Consider the following 20,518-nt stretch of genomic DNA (forward strand, 5'->3'; position numbering starts at 1 on the left):
CCTGATAAGACGCGGTAAGCGTCGCATCAAGCATCCGTGCACAACCGCCGGATGCGGCGTAAACGCCTTATCCGGCCCACACAGATCATCGAACTCGTAGGCCTGATAAGACGCGCCAGCGTCGCATCAGGCATCCGCGCACAACTGCCGGATGCGGCGTGAACGCCTTATCCGGCCCACAAATCGGCATCAGATATTGATGCCCCTCAATATCCCATATCTTTTTTCTTCTCTAACTCTTCTTTTGCGGTATCAGGCAGGTACAGGGTAGATTTGGTAAGCGTCAGCTTTTCAGGCAGGGTGCCGTCTTTTTTATATTTTTCCAGCGCGTCAAAGGCCGGGCCAGCCATGTTTGGCGTCAGTTCAACGCTGGCGTTCGCCTCGCCATCCATCATCGCTTTGTAAATGTCCGGCACACCGTCAATGGAACCTGTGAGGATATCTTTACCCGGTTTCAGACCCGCTTCTTTAATTGCCTGAATGGCGCCGATTACCATGTCGTCGTTATGGGCGTAAACCATGCAGATATTTTTGCCGTTGTTTTCCGCTTTGATAAAACTTTCCATCACTTCTTTGCCTTTACTGCGAGTGAAGTCCCCAGACTGCGAGCGGATAATCTTGATGTTTGGCGCATTCTTGATGGCTTCGGCAAAGCCTTTCTTACGATCAATAGCCACGCTTGCTCCAACAGTGCCTTGCAACTCAACCACATTACACGGCTTGCCGTTGACCTCTTTCACCAGCCAGTCGCCGATCAACTTGCCTTCCAGAATGTTGTTGGCGGTCACGGTTGTCATATAGAGAAATTTGTCTTTCACATCGATGGAACGATCGAGCAAAAAGACGGGAATACCGGCATCTTTCACCTCTTTCAAAACCGGTTCCCACCCCGTCGCCACGACTGGTGCGATAAAGATCGCATCTACGCCTTGTGCAACAAAAGAACGCACAGCTTTAATCTGGTTTTCTTGCTTTTGCTGACCATCGGCAATTTTCAGCGTGATTCCGCGTTTTTCGGCCTCACTTTTCGCCACACTGGTTTCTGCTGCACGCCAGCCGGATTCAGACCCGACCTGTGAAAATCCTACGGTTAAAGGCGCGGCCAACGCCATAGACGACATGGCTGCCGAGATTGCAGAGACTACAAGTAAGCGTTTCCACATAGGGTTGTCCTCGTCGGGAGATTATTATTGGTGCAAAGATGTTCGCGAAAAAACTATAGACAATCGGTTATGTAACGAATTGCGTTACATCACACTTCAAAAAAGTAAATAAAACGTTAATCACAAGTTTGTAATCGCTTTCATACCACTATGAATAATGCAGCTACGGTTATGGATTTTCCTGCTTCATGAACCGTCTTAAAACTGGCGAAAAAGGAAAACGAGGGCGAAAACAAGCGAAGACATTCGGCGCGAGTTGGCTATAATACTCGGCACTTGTTTGCCACATATTTTTAAAGGAAACAGACATGAGCTTACTCAACGTCCCTGCGGGTAAAGATCTGCCGGAAGACATCTACGTTGTTATCGAAATCCCGGCTAACGCAGATCCAATCAAATACGAAATCGACAAAGAGAGCGGCGCACTGTTCGTTGACCGCTTCATGTCCACTGCGATGTTCTATCCGTGCAACTACGGTTACATCAACCACACCCTGTCTCTGGACGGTGACCCGGTTGACGTGCTGGTCCCGACTCCGTACCCGCTGCAACCGGGTTCTGTGATCCGTTGCCGTCCGGTTGGCGTTCTGAAAATGACCGATGAAGCCGGTGAAGATGCGAAACTGATTGCCGTTCCGCATAGCAAGCTGAGCAAAGAATATGATCACATTAAAGACGTTAATGACCTGCCGGAACTGCTGAAAGCGCAGATCGCTCACTTCTTCGAGCACTACAAAGATCTCGAAAAAGGTAAGTGGGTTAAAGTTGAAGGCTGGGATAACGCTGAAGCTGCTAAAGCTGAAATCGTTGCTTCCTTCGAGCGCGCAAAGAATAAATAAGTTCTTCTGACGCAATAACCCTGAACGCCGGGCTTCGGTTAGTAGGGGTTTTTTTATGCCCACGATAAATACACTATCTATTCCGCCATCATTATTCTCAATGGTTAAAAAGCTTGAATGGTGAGAACAAACAAACCCGACCATCACTTTGCTGTTCATAGCCGCTTGCTGGAAGTTAGCCAACCTTACTCATTCTCACAGTTCAAAGCGTGCACCCGTTTTACCCCTGCGCATTTGTGAACGCCAGCAGAGTTTTTTATGCGTTAACAGATATGGAAGTCGGCTCGGGGAGAAAAGCAAAAAGCGGGAAAATTACAAAACAGATTGCGAGATACATCGCATAAAACAACGCCACCCGAAGGTGGCGTGTTTATATCATGACTTATCCCTGTCTAACCAGTCGCCGCTTGCAATCAGCTTTAATCCTTCGACGGGCCGTTGATAAACGTACATCCATGCACTCCCGTACGGCGTCTGTATCAACTGGCGCGCGTATTCACCGCCCCTGGTGCGCAAAGCATCAAGTTCGGCCAGCGTGGCGTTGTCAATACGATAAACTTCACCATGTACCGTTCCATTTCCCGGAACTGCGCCTGGATAGTGGCCCAGACTATACAACTGATAGTTATCGATACTGAAATCGCCCAGCAACTGGGCATTCGTCATCCAGTGGCTGTTGCCTTGTTTGTGGCGTAAACTGCCGTAGACAAATATTCGCATTGCTAAAACTCGAACTGATAGAGCAAATCCAGTGCCTGATCTACACCAGACACAGCTTCCAGATATAGCTTAGGCATCAGGCGATAACGTAACGTGAGTGTTGCTATAGAGTCAAATATACCCACGCCATATTTCACTTGTAGACCCGGCAATACATAACCGCTGACCACCACCTGGGAAGAGTCGCCTACCCCCTGGGTGTCGAGCGCTAAATTGCTTACGCCAAACGTCTCGCCGATTTTACCCACAATTTGACCGCTTTGCGCAACCCCCAGACCAATCAGCATAGAGGTCATCGCCGCACTGTCGCTTTGGTCGCTCTCCAGCCCTTGTCCACGCAACAAGTAAGATAATGCAGCCTGTTGTGACATCGCCGGGTCAGAGAAGATCTCAGCTTTAGGCTCATCTGCCAGCCCAGTGACACAAACTCCGGCGATTACGTCGTCTTCTGTCGCATCCGGGTTACGAATCGCTTCGATATTGAGATACGGTTGATCTGGCGGACCAGAGAACAGCAGCTCTCCCTTACGCACAATCAGATCCTGCCCATAAGCATGGAAGCGCCCATCAGGAATGTTGATCTGCCCATTCAGCCCCAGACCTTGCTTGTCCTGTACGACGTTGAGATCGCCCGTCAACCGCGCTTTCAGACCAAAAGCGTCAATGCGTACGTTGTTGCCGACGTGAACAATAAGGTTGCTGTTAATCGGTATTGATGCGGTTTTCTGCTCTTCCGGTTGCAGATTATCGTTAAGCATCACCACATCGCTGGAGACGCCGACTGCGCTTTCCGGCAAATCATGCACCACAATGCGCGCCCACGGCACATCCACGCGGCCATCCAGAGTGAACAGATTTGGCGTGGCCTCAAACACTACGTCCGGCGACACGTTCATTCGCACCATCGGCGGCACGGTGATACGTACATTACTGCCCTTCGCCGTCACTCGCGCCCGCCAGTTTTCAATCTGGCTCCAGTCGGCATCGCCGTTCAGATAGATTTCCCCCTGCTGAGTCCGCACGGTGCCTGCAAGTGTCGAACGCATACCGTTAAAGTTGACTGCAAGCTGGCTCGGCTGCATATCAAACGGCATAAAGTTACCGTCGATATCCACGCCAGTAACCTGTAGCTGACCAAACAACTGCGGGCTTTGCACATCACCGCCGAGGCGTAAGTTGGCGTTCACCGTCCCTGCTGCTTTTTCCCCACGGGTAAAGATGGGATTTACCATCGCGAGGTTAAAGTTACGGATATTCACGTTACCACCGAGATTACGCCGCCCTTGAGGATCGGTCACCTGCACCAGGCCATCAAACTGACCGTTATTGGTCAGACGGATAGTCCAGCCCAGTTCAGCACGGTTATTCCGCAACTCCGCCGTCAGGTTCAACGTCTGAAACGCCACTGGCAAGGCCGCATCATTGACGGTTTGCGTCACCTGCACGTTACGACCAGAAAGCGTGATACTGCCTTGCGGCAGTCCTTCTTTAGTGGCGTCCCAGGCGACATCCGCCTTACCTGTAAAGATGCCGCTTGCCTGAGTGGTTTCCGGCATAAACGGTTTCAGCATCGCGAGGTCAAAACGGTTGAGATTGACCACCGCATGTCCTTCTGCTCCGGCATCAATGGTTTGCGGTACGCACAATTCTGCATTCGGGTTAAGCCAGCAGTGTGGCCCGATGCTAATTTTTTGTTCCTGATTGCGGTAATCCAGCGCAACATCGCGCGTCAACGTCCACGGCCCAACTGGCGTCTGGAAGCGGGTATCACTCAGCGTTCCCTTCCAGCGTTCTTCTTTGCGATCAAAGCTTCCCGCCAGATTTAGCTGCCCGGAAACCGGTTCGCCCTGAATCCGCAGTTGTAATTCGTGCTGCTTTTCGCTGCCTTTCGCATTGAGGGTAACGAGGTTGATATTCACATCCGGCTGCGAGATTTGCTCAACGCGCACGTCGAGTTTACCCGCAATCTGATCGGTGGATTTGATATCGCCTTCCACGCGAACTTGCGCCACGGAGAGCTCCTGCCAGCGCAAGCCACGCGCGGTGATATCTGCCAGCAACTGCGGCGCATCTACCGTGCCTCGCACTTTCACCAGCCCTTTCGCTGTACCGCCAAGCCCCGGCAGCGCGTTATCCAGCCCCGGCGCGTTGATGGCGGCGTCAAGATTGAGATCTTTCACCCCCAACTCACCTTTCACTTCGGCACTGTTTGGTCCCAGTTCCAGATGCAGACCCGGAATCGTCCACTGCATATAGCTGTTGCCTTTCAGCGTTCCGTCAACGTTCACTTTGTTTTGTTTAACGTTGCCAGTCAGCTTCAGTTCCGGTACGTCCATCTGCCAGGTGCCGCCGTACAGGCTGCCGCTCGTTTTGATTAAACCATTGAGTTTCGACGGCCACTCCGGGAACTCTTTGGCGGTGTTAATGCCGTTAAGCGTTAGCTCACCGCGCCAGCTAATTGCCTGTTGCCAGTCGAGTAGCGCCTTGAGTTCCGTTTTCCCTTCCAGCGCCGCAACGGTGAGTTTGTCGAGATTAACCTGCTGTTCATTACCTTTGGCATCAAGGGTAATGGTGGCTGGCGGGATCTCCTGACCTTTGACTGCCATGCGCATAGACAGCGTGTAATCAGTCATTTTGCCGGAAAGTTTCAGTTTCAGATCATCTGCCTGATACTGTTTCTCACCAGTGAACGGCCAGTAAAGCTGCTTGCTGTTCACTTCCACATTGAGCGGTAATCCAGCTTCTGCCAATTGAGTCTGGGCGCGCAGGTCCATATCCACCGGGCCAGAAAGGTTAACGCCAATCTCAAGCTGTTCGCGCAGCGCCCCGCCCACTTTCAGCTTCACTTTTTCACCTTTCAACGGCTCCACGTTGAGCGTACTGTTGAGGGTGATATCGACCGGCCAGTTATCGGATAGTTGCGCTGTGCCGCTGGCATTGACGATTCCCTGGTTAGAGTCGATATCCAGCGCATCCAGTTTGGTATTGCCATCGATGCTGCTCACTTTCAGCAACATGGTGCGCACTGTGATGTCCGTGCCGCCCGTCACGCGCAGTTGCTCGCCCTTAAACTCTTCAATGTTCAGGTTGAGCGGCAAGTGCACGTCGGTCATTTCCGGCAATACCGGGCGAGAAAAGAGATCTTTCAGCGTTTCGCCAAGCGGCTTTTCCTCCGGTTGCGGATTTTCGATCTTCGGTTCGACGACCTCTTCCTGTGCTACTTCAGCGACTTTCGGCAGAGCAATCAGCAAACCTTTTAACAACGTCGGTTTCAGGGTCAGATTTTTCTCCTGCCAGCTCAAGCCTGAGGTGAAATCCATTACCGACACTGTAGTGTCATCAATCTTGATATTGACGTTATCCAGCGCCACCCGCGCCAAAGTGATAGGGTACGGCGTGGAGAGATCCAGCGGGCCGCTATCTTCCTCTTCGGTTACCTGTTCGGAAGGCGGCATTTTTTGACTATCGATATTGACCTGAATGTCTTTCAGCGTCAGGTCATTAATGCAAACGCTGCTGTTCCACAGACAATCCAGCCCAACTGCCAGATGTAGATTGCCCGCTTTTACCGCCACGCCTGGCTGCTCATAACGAACGTCAGATAAGGTAAGATCGCGCCATCCGCCAGTAACCTTGCCTATATCCAGCCCTGGCACCCAACGATCTGCCGCTTTAAATAGCAAATGCAGGCCGCTGGTGGTGCCGACCAGAAACGCAACCGATCCCAGCAGCAACAGGAGGGTGATAACGACGCCGAGGCTGATTTTTTTCCACAAACTCATAATTCTGGCCCCAGACCGATGTAAAACTGTAAACCGTGCTCATCTTTATCAGCAACCGGTACGGCGAAATCGAGCTTGATTGGCCCGACGGGCGATTCCCAGCGCACGCCAACACCGGTACCGGTTTTGAAGTCGCTGCGACGGATATCGCTTACGGCTTCACCGCTATCCACAAACATCGCGCCCCACCATTTTCCGGTCACGTTGTACTGGTATTCCAGCGATCCGGTAATCAGTTTCGAGGCCCCTTTCAGGTCGCCGTCAGGGTATTTCGGTGCGATAGATTTGTACTTATAGCCACGAATACTACGATCGCCCCCGGCGAAGAAACGCAGATCCGGCGGTACTTTGTCAAAATCTCCCGTTTCAATCCAACCCAGCGTGCCGCGCGTGACAAAGCGATGACGATCGTACAGTGTGCGGATCCAGACGTTTTGCGCCTGAAACACCGAGAAATCGACGTCCGATCCCCAGGCGGTATTAGAGTAGTCGATAGAGTAACGCTGCGAGTCGCCCCAGGTAGGCATCAAACCACCGCGCGAACGCGTCCGGCTGATCATCACTCCCGGATAAAACAGCATGGTGGTGTTAGTTATTTCGCCCTGGGTAAAGTGGTCGAGACTCCAGCGCAGGTTAATGGCGCGCTGCCAACCGCTGGAGAGATCCCAATAACGGGAAGCCACAAGCGTAGTGGAGTCAGATTCGGTATCGTTAAGATCGGTACGCTTAAATCCCCCCTGCACCAAATAATATTGTTCCAGCGGGTTCTTCAGCAGCGGCATTTTATAGCTGAAATCGAGTGTCTGTTCCGGCGATGAAACACTGACGCTGGTCGTCAAACTATGACCGTAAGAGTTCATCCACGGCTTTTTCCACGTCGCCTTAACGCGCGGCCCAACGTCCGTTGAGTAACCAACACCAGTTTCGATGGTGTTTTCCGTGCGTGGCGAAACCACGCCAGTCAGCGGCAACACCTTCGTTTCTCGCGCCTTATCAAATTGCGGCGCCACTACCACCGAATTAAACCAGCCAGTGGCAGAGAGACGGCGGTTCAGTTCCGCCAGATCTTTGGATTCGTACTCATCGCCTTCTTTAAACGGCACCAGATGTTGCAGATATTCGTCGCGGATCTGCGATCCTTCAAAGGTCACATGGCCGAAGCGATAGCGTTCGCCGCTGTTGTAATCAATATCCCAGTAGGCTTTATGCAGGCCGAGCGCAATACCTAGCTGCGCTTTGGTAAATTCACTATCGAAATAGCCTTTACGTAACGCAATACTGGTTAAGGACTTTTTGAAATTTTCATAATCTCCCTGATTCAGTACCGTACCAATGGCCGGACGAGTATCAAGCAATTTCAAATAGTCTTTATCGGTCCGTGCGCCGCCACGCAAGACCACATCGGTGCCGCCAATCAACACAGGCACACCAGGCGTCACTTTGGCGATCAATACCTGCCGCCCTTTCTTTGGCGGAGGCCGGAGATCAAATTCTATCGTCGGCTGGTAATAACCCAGAGCCTTCAGACCTTCGCGGATGGCATCATCGACGCGCGCGCGAAAGCGACGGTCTGGCGTCACTTCATCACTTTCAATTGTAGAAAGCTGCGCACGGACGTTTTTTTCCAGCGCCCCCGATAATCCTTCGACCTGTAGACGGACGTTCGCGGCGATGGCAGATCCGCTTAAGCAGAGTAAGCTTACACAGCATAACTGTCGGATATAGCGCACATTTTCTCCTGAATATCCTTTATTCCTGCCCCTGGAACGCCGTTAAACGGCTTAACAAAAATCCAGCAATATGGATTAAAAAGCAGACTAAACCCCAAATATTTCTTATGTTTTACTTTAGACGCATTCACGGAGGTTATTGTGTGCAAATACGCGCCTTGTTACAACCTTAACGCCAATGAGCGAATTTCGGGAGAACGACACCATGAGTTTATTTGATAAAAAGCATCTGGTTTCCCCCGCCGATGCTCTTGTCGGGCGTAATACCCCGATGCCTGTAGCCACGTTGCATGCAGTCAACGGTCACTCAATGACCAATGTGCCTGACGGAATGGAGATCGCTATTTTTGCGATGGGGTGCTTTTGGGGCGTGGAACGCCTTTTCTGGCAACTTCCTGGCGTTTACAGCACCGCTGCAGGCTATACCGGTGGTTATACGCCAAATCCAACCTATCGGGAGGTCTGTTCCGGTGATACCGGTCACGCCGAAGCGGTGCGCGTGGTATACGATCCTTCAGTTCTCAGCTATGAGCAACTGTTGCAAGTATTCTGGGAGAATCACGATCCCGCGCAGGGAATGCGTCAGGGCAATGACCATGGCACGCAGTATCGCTCCGCAATTTACCCACTGACGCCTGAGCAAGATACCGCCGCCCGCGCCAGTCTGAATCGTTTTCAAGCTGCGATGCTCGCTGCCGATGATGATCGTAAAATCACCACGGAAATCGCTAATGCTACACCGTTTTATTATGCTGAAGACGATCATCAACAGTATTTGCATAAAAATCCGTACGGCTATTGTGGCATTGGTGGAATTGGGGTCTGTCTACCACCTGAGGTGTAATAATAAAAGGCAGGATCAAAGTAAAAAAGAGGTAAAAATTTAACCCTCTGGCGACTTTACAGCACCTTACGCTATACTAGCCACTGAAAATGCCGGTTCACTCTCTTCAGACCGGCTTTCAATGTGTATTTCGCACAAATTAATCAACGTCCCCTTCCGAGGATCTGACCTGAACGGTCGGATAAGATATGTTAAACAGTATTTTCGTCATACTCTGTTTGATCGCTGTGAGTGCGTTCTTCTCTATATCGGAGATTTCACTTGCCGCTTCGCGCAAAATCAAACTTAAACTGCTGGCAGATGAGGGTAATATTAATGCCCAGCGGGTGCTGGATATGCAGGCCAACCCTGGAATGTTCTTCACCGTTGTGCAAATTGGTCTGAACGCGGTCGCCATTCTTGGTGGTATCGTGGGTGATGCGGCGTTTTCTCCGGCGTTTCACAGCTTGTTTTCTGGCTATATGCCTGAGGAACTCTCCGAGCAACTGAGCTTTATTCTCTCTTTCTCGTTAGTGACTGGCCTTTTTATCCTGTTTGCGGATTTAACCCCGAAACGCATCGGTATGGTTGCGCCAGAAGCTGTCGCTTTGCGTATCATCAACCCGATGCGCTTCTGCCTGTTAATCTTCACACCGCTAGTGTGGTTCTTCAACGGACTGGCAAATATTATCTTCCGCATCTTCAAACTCCCGATGGTGCGTAAAGATGACATCACTTCCGATGATATTTATGCGGTGGTAGAAGCGGGTGCGCTGGCGGGAGTGTTGCGTAAGCAGGAGCACGAACTGATCGAAAACGTGTTCGAACTGGAATCCCGTACTGTGCCTTCTTCCATGACGCCACGCGAAAATGTCGTTTGGTTTGATCTTCATGAAGATGAGCAAAGCCTGAAGAATAAAGTGGCGGAACATCCGCACTCAAAATTCCTCGTCTGTAATGAAGATATTGATCACATCATCGGCTACGTCGATTCAAAAGATCTGCTTAACCGCGTACTGGCTAACCAAAGTCTGGCCCTGAACAGCGGTGTACAAATCTGCAATACCTTGATTGTTCCTGATACGCTTACTCTTTCCGAAGCGCTGGAAAGTTTTAAAGCCGCGGGTGAAGACTTTGCAGTAATCATGAATGAATACGCGCTGGTCGTGGGGATCATTACGCTGAATGATGTGATGACAACACTGATGGGCGATCTGGTCGGTCAGGGTCTGGAAGAGCAGATTGTGGCACGTGATGAAAACTCATGGTTGATTGATGGCGGTACCCCCATTGACGACGTGATGCGCGTACTGGATATCGATGAGTTTCCGCAGTCAGACAACTACGAAACCATCGGCGGCTTTATGATGTTTATGCTGCGTAAGATCCCGAAACGCACTGATTCGGTGAAGTTCTCCGGCTACAAATTCGAAGTGGTGGATATTGATAACTACCGCATCGACCAGTTGCTGGTAACACGCATCGACAATAAAGCCAGCGCACTTTCACCAAAACTGCCTGACGCTAAAGATAAAGAAGACAGCGTCGCATAACCCCAGAAACATCAACGGCTCCTGAATCAGGAGCCGTCTTATTACTGCATAGCACTTCGGTTAAGCCATCTCTGTTTGCAGACGCATAACCTGACGATTAACTTCAGACATCACTGACAAATGCAGCTTATCTTTCACTTTTGGGATAAGAATCTTACCCTTATCAAATTCAAAAGCGCCAACGTTCTTGATGTATAACCGTCCACGGAACAGGATCTTCACGTACTTCGCCACCTGCAATGGGTTGTACCGTTGGAAAATTTTCATTGTTGTCTCCTGCTGAGTATTACGCCTTGCGGTGCCACATTCGGCCCAACTATTATGAGGCGCAAATTTTAATGCTTAGTGACTATAGACTATCCAGACAATGTTTCCAGCACGTATAACTTTTCTTACCTAAAGGTTACAATTATTCAGAATTATCTTTCTATCGAAACACTAACCTCAGTATAACCATTCATATTTCCTATGATTTGTGCGCTTGTCCGCAAACTGGCATCGCCCTCACGGGTGTTTCGATAAATAGCACATATGATTAAAAGTCTGGCCTAAGTGGTCGGATCACCTGCCTACGATAAGAAGGAAACACCATGACTCTATCCAAGATTCTCGCGCTAACCTGCCTGTTGCTGCCGATGATGGCCTCAGCACACAAATTTGAAACCGGTCAGCGAGTGCCGCCAATTGGCATCACCGATCGTGGTGAGTTGGTTCTTGATAAAGATCAGTTTAGCTATAAAACCTGGAACAGCGCGCAGTTAGCGGGAAAAGTACGAGTGCTGCAACATATCGCTGGTCGCACTTCTGCAAAAGAGAAAAATACTGCTCTGATTGAAGCGATTAAATCGGCGAAGTTCCCACACGATCGCTACCAGACCACCACCATTGTCAACACCGACGACGCAATTCCAGGATCCGGCATGTTTGTACGCAGTAGCCTGGAAAGCAACAAAAAGCGCTATCCATGGTCACAATTTATTGTCGATAGTGATGGTGTCGCGCGCAGTGCCTGGCAACTGAATGAAGGAAGTTCAGCCATTGTGGTGCTGGATAAAGATGGTCGCGTGCGATGGGCGAAGGACGGAGCACTAACCCAACAAGAGGTGCAGCAAGTAATGGATTTGCTGCATAAACTACTTACTTAAGCGGCTTAATTTTTAAATCAACCAACGCAATAAGAATATTCACTGGACTGTAGAAAAGCGATAATGATGCTGTTCACAGTCCGTATTTACAAAGAAACTCCCTCTCTATAGCTGATACTAACATTATGAGTATGATGAATAAAACAAATGAGCGATTTTTGATAGTGCGAATAACAAACCTACCATAAATTTACCTGCCTAATATTAGCCATTCAAATAAGCTGGTAATATACGCTATGATCTCTCGAACAAATAACAATATCTACTATGGCACACCACCAGTAAAGAATGAAAACAATGACAGTATAAATGAAAGAAAAAATTATTCAGAAAAAACACGACTTCTGAATGTCTCTCCTGAAATAAGAGAAATAACCTATAGAAGCATAACAACTCAAGAGCATTACATATCGCAATTTACAAATTGTTTAACTTATCTTCTCAATCATGAAGATAGCAACACCTCGATTCAGAATCCACGTATCTTCAGAATCATGGCGAGTTCAATCACCTCTTACTCCTTCCCGGTTTACAGTAATGGAACCTGTACATTAGGTATTTCATTTACTATAGATAATAATATTAATCTGTATTCAACAATCACTCTCCAGTGGACAGAAGATTTTTCCGATCTGACATGCACAATAAGATCAATGACTCAGGATAAAATTTCGAGTTCGCCTCAAACTATTTTTAGCATTAACTCTAAAATAGGCGCAGTCAATTTATTAATTAACATAAAAGAGTTTTTTGAAAAACACCAAATACTTTTTCGCTCAAATCCCTATCTATTTGTTATGTCAGATGCCAACCCTGCGATGGAGAATATTAATTTGTCGGGGTTAAGGTTGCGTCATAGCAATTTTAAAAATTATAACTTTTCAAAGAGCATTTTAAATAGAACAGATCTTTCTTTTAGTAACTTCAGCAATACCGATATGACAGGTTCGAATTTATCATTAATAAATATTATTGGTACAAACTTCACGAAGGCTAAATTTGATAATATAATCATCAGTTCACCTCTTCTGTGGTTGCCCGCAAAATGGACGCCTGGACATTTATTTTATTGGTTCAAAAGAGGAAATAATACAGAAAAATCCGCCCTTTATAAAATACAACACCAACACCCACGACTTGATATTTATTCATCAAACCCGAGAATATCAAATGATAAGTCCGATGAACGATATAATTTCCTGGATGCCATCAGTAGTATTAGCGATGAGTATCCATTGCTCAAAGTGACTATGATGCAAGAGATATTGCACTCATTTATAACTCAAAAAACAAATATTTTAGAGGCAAAAGATAATATTGCTAATCTTCTTAATCTTCCGCCCTATTGTATCAACAGCAAAATAAAACAGTACAGACGACAGCTTTGCATATAACTTGATAAAGTTACCTTTTAGATATGTCATAGTGGCAAATATTATCAAATAATATCCGTTTTAATTCAGGAATTGTGGCACCAGCAATTCCTGAACTATTTTTAGCAAAATTAATAAATAGAAACTCTGAATCCTGGATTCAGGAACGATTCACGCGGGGTGTAATCCAGCGTTTTGCCCAACCAGTCGTGCACATGCGCTCCGGCTGCGGCTGCAACCGCGTGACCAGCCGCAGTATCCCAAATATTAGTTGGCCCAAAGCGAGGGTAAAGCTGAGCCTGCCCTTCCGCTACCAGGCAAAACTTCAGCGAAGAACCAATGGATGTCGTCTGGTGCTCGCCAAGCTGTTGCAAGTACTCTTTCAGCTCTTCGTCTACGTGAGACCGGCTGATGACGACCAACGGCGGGCGAGCGTCACTTACCTGAATTTGCTTGCGTACGCCGCACTCCTCTTTCCAGGCTTTCCCTTCCGCTGCGCTGTACATCACGTTCATTACTGGTGCATACACCACACCTAAAATCGGTTTACCCTTGTCGATGAGTGCAATGTTAACGGTAAATTCACCATTACGTTTAATAAACTCTTTAGTGCCATCTAACGGGTCCACCAGCCAATAACGCTGCCAGTGCTGGCGAACTTCCCAGCCGGGAGGATCTTCTTCAGAAAGGACCGGAATATCCGGCGTCAGCGTACGTAAACCGTCCATGATTACGGTATGTGCGGCAATGTCCGCCGCTGTCACTGGAGAGTTATCCGCTTTGCTGACGACGTCCATCGGCTTGATCCCGTCGTAGACCTGCATAATGGCATCGCCTGCATTCCGTGCAAGCTGGCATACTTGATCTAACATTCTCCACCTCGTCTCTGTGAACTGTGTTAACCTATTGTTTTACTTATACCCCATCGTTAAAGAATGCGCCAACTGTGATAGTGTCATCATTTTTAATTGTTTAAAATATGGCATTCTTCGCTGTTCTATAAGCAAGATGAGGCTGATGACAAACGCTAAATTGCCTGATGCGCTACGCTTATCTGGCCTACATGGAAGTTGCAATATATTGAGTTTGCAAGATTTTGTAGATCCTATAACGCGTTCACACCGCATCCAGCATGAAATAAAAAGCGCTTTGCCAACAGTCTGAAGATGGTTGTTCTCCCTTTTCTTTCGTATTTCCGATGATAAAAGGATGTCTCTGATGATTAAGTTTAGCGCAACGCTCCTGGCCACGCTGATTGCCGCCAGTGTGAATGCAGCGACGGTCGATCTGCGTATTATGGAAACCACTGATTTGCATAGCAACATGATGGATTTCGATTATTACAAAGATACCGCAACAGAAAAATTTGGACTGGTACGCACCGCAAGCCTGATTAACGATGCTCGCAATGAAGTAAAAAACAGCGTGCTGGTCGATAACGGTGACTTAATCCAGGGGAGTCCACTGGCAGATTACATGTCGGCGAAAGGATTAAAAGAAGGTGATATTCATCCAGTCTATAAGGCGCTGAATACGCTGGATTATACCGTTGGCACGCTCGGCAACCATGAATTTAACTACGGTCTGGATTACCTGAAACATGCACTGGCTGGGGCGAAATTCCCTTATGTAAACGCCAACGTCATTGACGCCAAAACCCAACAGCCGATGTTTACGCCGTATCTGATTAAAGACACTGAAGTGGTCGATAAAGACGGCAAGAAACAGACGCTGAAAATAGGTTATATTGGCGTCGTGCCGCCACAGATCATGGGCTGGGATAAAGCCAATTTATCCGGCAAAGTCACCGTTAACGATATCACTGAAACGGTGCGCAAGTACGTGCCAGAAATGCGTGAGAAAGGCGCCGATGTGGTAGTGGTACTGGCGCATTCTGGACTGTCTGCCGATCCGTATAAAGTCATGGCGGAAAACTCGGTCTATTATCTCAGTGAAATTCCAGGCGTTGACGCCATTATGTTTGGTCATGCTCACGCCGTTTTCCCGAGTAAAGATTTTGCGGATATCAAAGGGGCTGATATCGCCAAAGGCACACTTAACGGCGTTCCGGCAGTGATGCCTGGAATGTGGGGCGATCATCTGGGCGTGGTCGATCTGCAACTCAATAATGACAGCGGGAAATGGCAGGTCACACAGGCGAAAGCAGAAGCGCGACCAATTTACGATATCGCCAATAAAAAATCCCTCGCAGCAGAAGACAGCAAGCTGGTAGAAACACTTAAAGCCGATCACGATGCCACCCGCCAGTTTGTCAGCAAACCCATCGGTAAATCTGCCGACAATATGTATAGCTATCTGGCGCTAGTGCAGGACGATCCGACCGTACAGGTTGTGAATAACGCGCAAAAAGCGTATGTCGAACATTACATCCAGGGCGATCCCGATCTGGCAAAACTCCCGGTGCTCTCTGCCGCCGCGCCGTTTAAAGTCGGCGGTCGCAAAAATGACCCTGCCAGTTATGTGGAAGTGGAAAAAGGTCAGTTAACCTTCCGCAATGCCGCCGATCTCTATCTCTATCCCAATACGCTGATTGTGGTGAAAGCCAGCGGTAAAGAAGTGAAAGAGTGGCTGGAATGCTCTGCCGGGCAGTTTAACCAGATTGATCCCAACAGCACTAAACCGCAGTCTTTAATCAACTGGGAGGGTTTCCGCACCTATAACTTTGATGTTATTGATGGCGTGAATTATCAGATTGATGTTACCCAGCCCGCACGCTATGACGGCGAATGTCAGATGGTCAATGCCAATGCGCAAAGGATTAAGAACCTGACCTTTAACGGCAAACCGATTGATCCAAACGCCATGTTCCTGGTTGCCACCAATAACTATCGTGCTTACGGCGGCAAATTTGCCGGCACGGGCGACAGCCATATCGCCTTTGCTTCGCCGGATGAAAACCGCTCGGTACTGGCAGCGTGGATTGCTGAAGAGTCGAAGCGTGCGGGGGAAATTCACCCGGCAGCGGATAACAACTGGCGTTTGGCACCAATTGCTGGCGATAAGAAACTGGATATCCGTTTCGAAACCTCTCCGTCAGATAAAGCCGTGGCGTTTATTAAAGAGAAAGGGCAATATCCGATGAATAAAGTCGCGACCGATGATATCGGGTTTGCAATTTATCAGGTGGATTTGAGTAAGTAATACATATCTTTTCCGGCCTACAAATCATCAGCCGCATCCAGCTCTTCCTGGCGGATGCGATGCTGGCGCATCTTATCCGCCCTACAAGCCATGAACCGTAGGCCGGATAAGCGCAGCGCATCCGGCAGTTATGCTGTACATTCATCCCGCACCACCAGCACCTCAGGCAAATTCAACTCAATCCAGTCCGCCTGTGCCGCAACCTTTTCACTGACCTGCTTGCCCAGCGGCGTAAGGCTATATTCCACATGCGGTGGCGTTACCAGCGATGCCCGGTTAATGTTAATAACTAGTTAATTAAAGTGGCATCCTCCCGCATCCTCTCTGATAATGACGTGATGCGGGGAACGACTACGGTTGTTCCCTGAATATTTCTTCTGACAGACCAATGGATGCCAGTAATGATTAGCGGCGTGCTGTATGCCCTGTTAGCAGGGTTGATGTGGGGGCTTATTTTTGTCGGGCCGTTGATCGTGCCGGAATACCCGGCAATATTACAATCGATGGGGCGTTATCTGGCGTTAGGATTAATTGCGCTGCCCATTGCCTGGCTGGGGCGCGTGCGTCTGCGCCAGTTAGCGCGTCGCGACTGGCTTACCGCGCTAATGCTCACCATGATGGGCAACCTCATCTATTACTTCTGCCTCGCCAGCGCCATACAACGTACTGGCGCACCTGTTTCCACGATGATTATCGGCACCCTGCCAGTGGTGATACCCGTCTTTGCCAATCTGCTTTATAGCCAGCGCGACGGCAAACTCGCGTGGGGGAAACTGGCCCCGGCGCTGGTTTGTATTGGCATCGGTCTTACGTGTGTAAACATTGCTGAGTTAAACCACGGACTCCCCGATTTTGACTGGACACGTTATGCCTCAGGCATTGTGCTGGCATTAGTCTCCGTGGTTTGCTGGGCATGGTATGCCCTGCGCAACGCCCGCTGGCTGCGGGAAAATCCCGACAAACATCCGATGATGTGGGCAACGGCGCAGGCGCTGGTCACGCTGCCGGTTTCGCTCATCGGTTATCTCGTCGCCTGTTACTGGCTGAATACGCAAACGCCAGACTTCTCGCTACCTTTTGGCCCCCGTCCGCTGGTATTCATTAGCCTGATGATTGCTATCGCCGTGCTTTGCTCATGGGTCGGCGCACTTTGCTGGAACATCGCCAGCCAGCGATTACCAACGGTTATTCTCGGGCCGCTGATTGTTTTCGAAACGCTGGCAGGTTTGCTGTACACCTTTTTACTCCGCCAGCAAATGCCACCACTAATGACGCTGAGCGGTATCGCGCTGTTAGTGGTCGGCGTGGTGATTGCGGTCAGAGCAAAACCGGAAAAAACCTTAACTGAACCTGTCTCTGAAAGTTGACACGCCGGCAGTGAGTTAAATAAGCCTCTGCTACATAAGGGTTATAGCTTTCAGTATAAAGATGCATTTAAAATACATCTTATCTAATCAAGAATGAGGTATCGGCTATGGCTTATCGCGACCAACCTTTAGGTGAACTGGCGCTCTCTATTCCTCGCGCTTCGGCTCTGTTTCGCAAATATGATATGGATTACTGCTGCGGCGGTAAGCAGACACTGGCGCGCGCGGCGGCACGTAAAGAGCTGGATGTTGACGTCATTGAAGCTGAGCTGGCAAAACTGGCTGAACAACCGATTGAGAAAGACTGGCGTAGCGCCCCACTGGCGGAAATCATCGACCACATCATTGTGCGCTACCACGATCGCCATCGCGAGCAACTACCGGAGCTGATCCTGCAAGCCACCAAAGTAGAGCGCGTTCACGCCGACAAACCGAGCGTGCCAAAAGGGCTGACAAAATACCTGACTATGCTGCATGAAGAGCTTTCCAGCCACATGATGAAAGAAGAGCAAATTCTCTTCCCGATGATCAAACAAGGCATGGGTAGCCAGGCGATGGGGCCAATCAGCGTGATGGAAAGCGAGCACGATGAAGCAGGCGAACTGCTGGAGGTTATCAAGCACACCACTAATAACGTCACACCGCCGCCAGAAGCCTGCACTACCTGGAAAGCGATGTATAACGGCATTAATGAACTGATTGATGATCTGATGGAGCACATCAGTCTGGAAAATAATGTGCTGTTCCCGCGCGCGCTGGCGGGTGAGTGATTTGTTCGATCAACGCACCTGACTGACACGCCAGGTGCGTTAATGATCATCTTACTTTGAATTATTCTCTATAGTGGAATATTCTTTTATATGTTTTATGCGGAAAAAATTCATTATTACTCCAGTAGTAAACCCCTTCCACAGTCACCAGATCATTATTATTAATGTAAGCATCACTCATCGACCGGGTTTCGTTACGCCGCCGCCCACCGTTAACAAGAGAGGCGTCCAAAAAGTAAATATATTTATCATCATGAGCAAAAATATCGGTAAAATTACCATCAGGGGTTTTAAACCATGTTAACTTCCCTTTCATCACAAATTTAGTAATAGAACCATCGCCGATGAAATACATATATCGATCGTCAAATGCTACACGTTTTGATAACCCACCATCCGCATTTTTAAACCACTGCCATTGTCCGTTAATATCAAAAATATTCACATCACCGCGCGCAATAAAATAAACTTTACTCCCGACGATATTAACACCTTCCTGTAATTCTTGTTGCGGGTCGGGCAAATGAATAACTGACAGCGTTTTTTTTACCGCAGAAACATACTTCACCAGATAGAGCGAATCTTTATATTGCGCCACATTCTGCGTCAGCGGGCGAAAATACTCCGGGTCGACATCAGGAATGACCGCCACCCGGCAGTCATTGCCGTGCCAGGAAGCATCACGCGTCAACCATGTTACTTTATCCCGTTGTAGGTCAAATGTACTCCGGCAATCTTTCCCAAACGCATAACGTTTCTCACCGTCTTTATCACGATAAATCAGCAGGGAGCCGGCTATCCAGCGCACAATATGAAAGGTATTCGGATCGGCGTTGATGGCATCTCCGTTCACAAAGACCTGCGATTTTGTCCGCCAGATAGTATCCCATGGTCCAGGGTTACTTTTGCTTTCACAGCTATTAGGTGAATAAAGAATGGAACGACGTGTCCAGGATTTAATGCCAAGAATAGAATACCCTTGCGCACTCCCCAACCAGCGCCCCTGAAAGTAAAGATTACGACGGTCTTTCAGCACATCCGCGGAATCCATTGAATCCATCCTCCCCCCCACCTGTTGCAGCGAATCCATATCGACCTGCTTTTCGCCGTGATTATCATCCGTGCGTTCGCCATCAAAATAGAGGCTGTCTTTATCGGCGGCAAAACGGCCCCAGGCATGGAATGTTGCGGCATCAACTTTCGGTGTTCCCGGTGGGTTCTGGACTATTTTCCCTGCCCATAAAATATGGCGACCATCAGTCAACCAGTCGAAACGCCAGCCGCCGTTAGTTCTGATATAAGCGCCCCCATCCACTTGCACAAAATCATTATTGATATTATCCGGGGAATCATATTCATCATCAGTGCCATTAGCTACGCGGTGCAGTTGTTTGAACTTCACCTGCGGCAGATGAATATCTGGAAAATTGATACCATAATCGTCGCTATCTTCAACAATATATTTTGTTCCTTGCCCCCACGGTTGGTAATAAAAAGAGGCAGAGGGTACGCCAGAGCAGGCTATTGAATTGAGTGAAAATAAAGCCAGAACGAGACAAACGGATTTAATTGGCAACATAGCATCATCCTGATACTGGTAACGTGAAGAGGTTATTTAAATAAAGGTTTAAGTCCGCTCGGAGGTTGCTTCACCGATGACCATTCTGCTGAAATAGGGTTGTAACGCAGCCATTCACGACTAAATCTATTGCTGTAGAGTTGCCCATCTCCTGATAAATACATGCCAGTAGATCCCCAACCGCTACCTGGTCCAAATGAGTCCGAAACATCCTCCGGTTTGAGATTAATCAACGCCCCTTCTCCCAGGGCGTTGGTTGTGACTTTATAAATTTGGTTCTTATATAAACCAATATCCCTAACAAACAGATAAAAATATTCCGGATCAACTCCCGCCAGCGTTTCATAAACACAATCACTGCCCGCCGGAGTGGCTTCTTGTTTAAGCCAGGACACATTCTGCAAACCAATTTTAAATGACGCACAACTGTGACCAATATCTTTAAGCTCATAGTCATGCTCGCCGCTTTTATCGCGGTAAACCAACAACTCTCCGGGCATCCAACGGATAGG

The 20,518-nt window shown here is 48.7% G+C and carries 15 protein-coding genes and 2 pseudogenes; 8 read left to right on the forward strand and 9 right to left on the reverse strand.

From position 1 onward, the window contains the following. Positions 1 to 206: 206 nt before the first annotated feature. Positions 207 to 1,163 carry a galactofuranose ABC transporter substrate-binding protein YtfQ gene (gene ytfQ, locus EA14781_RS07265; RefSeq protein ID WP_000265915.1) on the reverse strand — a complete coding sequence of 319 codons (957 nt, stop codon included), beginning with the start codon at positions 1,161 to 1,163 and terminating at the stop codon, positions 207 to 209. Positions 1,164 to 1,471: 308 nt separating this feature from the next. Between ytfQ and ppa the strand changes: the two genes are divergently transcribed. After that, the gene (ppa, locus tag EA14781_RS07270) at positions 1,472 to 2,002 is read left to right on the forward strand and encodes an inorganic diphosphatase (RefSeq protein WP_000055069.1); all 531 of its coding nucleotides are present in this window, start codon (positions 1,472 to 1,474) and stop codon (positions 2,000 to 2,002) included. A gap of 375 nt (positions 2,003 to 2,377) precedes the next feature. Here ppa and EA14781_RS07275 read toward each other — a convergent pair whose 3' ends face one another. From EA14781_RS07275 to tamA, 3 genes are read right to left on the reverse strand one after another with little or no spacing between them, the layout of a single operon-like run. Beyond that, positions 2,378 to 2,722 carry a gamma-glutamylcyclotransferase family protein gene (locus tag EA14781_RS07275; protein WP_001219163.1) on the reverse strand — a complete coding sequence of 115 codons (345 nt, stop codon included), beginning with the start codon at positions 2,720 to 2,722 and terminating at the stop codon, positions 2,378 to 2,380. 2 nt (positions 2,723 to 2,724) lie between these two features. Then, positions 2,725 to 6,504 (reverse strand): autotransporter assembly complex protein TamB, encoded by a 3,780-nt coding sequence (gene tamB, locus EA14781_RS07280; RefSeq protein ID WP_000060843.1) that lies wholly within the window; start codon positions 6,502 to 6,504, stop codon positions 2,725 to 2,727. Further along, entirely contained in the window at positions 6,501 to 8,234 is a 1,734-nt protein-coding gene (gene tamA, locus EA14781_RS07285) for an autotransporter assembly complex protein TamA (protein WP_001269297.1), read from the reverse strand. Before tamA ends, tamB begins: the two co-directional genes overlap by 4 nt. Positions 8,235 to 8,439: 205 nt before the next feature. On the opposite strand from tamA, the gene msrA reads away from it, so the two are divergent. Further along, the gene (gene msrA, locus EA14781_RS07295) at positions 8,440 to 9,078 is read left to right on the forward strand and encodes a peptide-methionine (S)-S-oxide reductase MsrA (protein WP_000051461.1); all 639 of its coding nucleotides are present in this window, start codon (positions 8,440 to 8,442) and stop codon (positions 9,076 to 9,078) included. A 188-nt stretch (positions 9,079 to 9,266) separates the two neighbouring features. Next, positions 9,267 to 10,610, forward strand: a complete 1,344-nt coding sequence (gene paeA, locus EA14781_RS07300) for a polyamine export protein PaeA (protein ID WP_000934980.1) — start codon at positions 9,267 to 9,269, stop codon at positions 10,608 to 10,610. A gap of 60 nt (positions 10,611 to 10,670) precedes the next feature. Here paeA and EA14781_RS07305 read toward each other — a convergent pair whose 3' ends face one another. Next, complete coding sequence (locus EA14781_RS07305) at positions 10,671 to 10,877, reverse strand: DUF1107 domain-containing protein (protein WP_000689230.1); 207 nt, start codon at positions 10,875 to 10,877, stop codon at positions 10,671 to 10,673. 323 nt (positions 10,878 to 11,200) lie between these two features. Here EA14781_RS07305 and EA14781_RS07310 point away from each other — a divergent pair, with 323 nt between their 5' ends. Further along, positions 11,201 to 11,755, forward strand: coding sequence for a YtfJ family protein (locus tag EA14781_RS07310; RefSeq protein ID WP_000175867.1), 555 nt, complete (start codon positions 11,201 to 11,203; stop codon positions 11,753 to 11,755). 236 nt (positions 11,756 to 11,991) lie between these two features. Continuing rightward, positions 11,992 to 13,149, forward strand: coding sequence for a pentapeptide repeat-containing protein (locus tag EA14781_RS07315; RefSeq protein ID WP_002430361.1), 1,158 nt, complete (start codon positions 11,992 to 11,994; stop codon positions 13,147 to 13,149). Positions 13,150 to 13,259: 110 nt separating this feature from the next. Here EA14781_RS07315 and cysQ read toward each other — a convergent pair whose 3' ends face one another. Further along, a complete protein-coding gene (gene cysQ / locus EA14781_RS07320; protein WP_000886886.1) occupies positions 13,260 to 14,000 on the reverse strand; it encodes a 3'(2'),5'-bisphosphate nucleotidase CysQ in 741 nt (246 codons plus the stop codon). Between the two features lie 346 nt (positions 14,001 to 14,346). On the opposite strand from cysQ, the gene cpdB reads away from it, so the two are divergent. Next, positions 14,347 to 16,290 (forward strand): 2',3'-cyclic-nucleotide 2'-phosphodiesterase, encoded by a 1,944-nt coding sequence (gene cpdB / locus EA14781_RS07325; RefSeq protein WP_000589473.1) that lies wholly within the window; start codon positions 14,347 to 14,349, stop codon positions 16,288 to 16,290. A 128-nt stretch (positions 16,291 to 16,418) separates the two neighbouring features. Here cpdB and EA14781_RS22950 read toward each other — a convergent pair. Continuing rightward, positions 16,419 to 16,553: pseudogene (locus tag EA14781_RS22950) on the reverse strand (winged helix-turn-helix transcriptional regulator); the annotation flags it as partial. A 138-nt stretch (positions 16,554 to 16,691) separates the two neighbouring features. Here EA14781_RS22950 and EA14781_RS07335 point away from each other — a divergent pair. Together EA14781_RS07335 and ytfE are read left to right on the forward strand one after the other, a co-directional pair. Further along, positions 16,692 to 17,657 (forward strand): DMT family transporter, encoded by a 966-nt coding sequence (locus EA14781_RS07335; RefSeq protein WP_002430362.1) that lies wholly within the window; start codon positions 16,692 to 16,694, stop codon positions 17,655 to 17,657. 107 nt (positions 17,658 to 17,764) lie between these two features. Next, positions 17,765 to 18,427, forward strand: a complete 663-nt coding sequence (ytfE, locus tag EA14781_RS07340) for an iron-sulfur cluster repair protein YtfE (protein WP_000331451.1) — start codon at positions 17,765 to 17,767, stop codon at positions 18,425 to 18,427. Between the two features lie 61 nt (positions 18,428 to 18,488). Here the strand turns inward: ytfE and EA14781_RS07345 are convergent, their stop codons facing one another. Further along, positions 18,489 to 20,006, reverse strand: a complete 1,518-nt coding sequence (locus EA14781_RS07345; RefSeq protein WP_000936777.1) for a hypothetical protein — start codon at positions 20,004 to 20,006, stop codon at positions 18,489 to 18,491. 32 nt (positions 20,007 to 20,038) lie between these two features. Next, positions 20,039 to 20,518 (reverse strand): annotated as a pseudogene (locus EA14781_RS07350) (hypothetical protein); the annotation flags it as partial.

The sequence above is a fragment of the Escherichia albertii NBRC 107761 = DSM 17582 genome (genome assembly GCF_000759775.1).
Classification (GTDB): Bacteria; Pseudomonadota; Gammaproteobacteria; order Enterobacterales; family Enterobacteriaceae; genus Escherichia; species Escherichia albertii.

What these genes read in the sequence shown, in the direction of transcription:
- ytfQ (WP_000265915.1), bottom strand. Translation starts at nt 1,163, where the DNA reads ATGTGGAAACGCTTACTTGTAGTCTCTGCAATCTCGGCAGCCATGTCG.
- ppa (WP_000055069.1), top strand. Translation starts at nt 1,472, where the DNA reads ATGAGCTTACTCAACGTCCCTGCGGGTAAAGATCTGCCGGAAGACATC.
- EA14781_RS07275 (WP_001219163.1), bottom strand. Translation starts at nt 2,722, where the DNA reads ATGCGAATATTTGTCTACGGCAGTTTACGCCACAAACAAGGCAACAGC.
- tamB (WP_000060843.1), bottom strand. Translation starts at nt 6,504, where the DNA reads ATGAGTTTGTGGAAAAAAATCAGCCTCGGCGTCGTTATCACCCTCCTG.
- msrA (WP_000051461.1), top strand. Translation starts at nt 8,440, where the DNA reads ATGAGTTTATTTGATAAAAAGCATCTGGTTTCCCCCGCCGATGCTCTT.
- paeA (WP_000934980.1), top strand. Translation starts at nt 9,267, where the DNA reads ATGTTAAACAGTATTTTCGTCATACTCTGTTTGATCGCTGTGAGTGCG.
- EA14781_RS07305 (WP_000689230.1), bottom strand. Translation starts at nt 10,877, where the DNA reads ATGAAAATTTTCCAACGGTACAACCCATTGCAGGTGGCGAAGTACGTG.
- EA14781_RS07310 (WP_000175867.1), top strand. Translation starts at nt 11,201, where the DNA reads ATGACTCTATCCAAGATTCTCGCGCTAACCTGCCTGTTGCTGCCGATG.
- EA14781_RS07315 (WP_002430361.1), top strand. Translation starts at nt 11,992, where the DNA reads ATGATCTCTCGAACAAATAACAATATCTACTATGGCACACCACCAGTA.
- cysQ (WP_000886886.1), bottom strand. Translation starts at nt 14,000, where the DNA reads ATGTTAGATCAAGTATGCCAGCTTGCACGGAATGCAGGCGATGCCATT.
- cpdB (WP_000589473.1), top strand. Translation starts at nt 14,347, where the DNA reads ATGATTAAGTTTAGCGCAACGCTCCTGGCCACGCTGATTGCCGCCAGT.
- EA14781_RS07335 (WP_002430362.1), top strand. Translation starts at nt 16,692, where the DNA reads ATGATTAGCGGCGTGCTGTATGCCCTGTTAGCAGGGTTGATGTGGGGG.
- ytfE (WP_000331451.1), top strand. Translation starts at nt 17,765, where the DNA reads ATGGCTTATCGCGACCAACCTTTAGGTGAACTGGCGCTCTCTATTCCT.
- EA14781_RS07345 (WP_000936777.1), bottom strand. Translation starts at nt 20,006, where the DNA reads ATGTTGCCAATTAAATCCGTTTGTCTCGTTCTGGCTTTATTTTCACTC.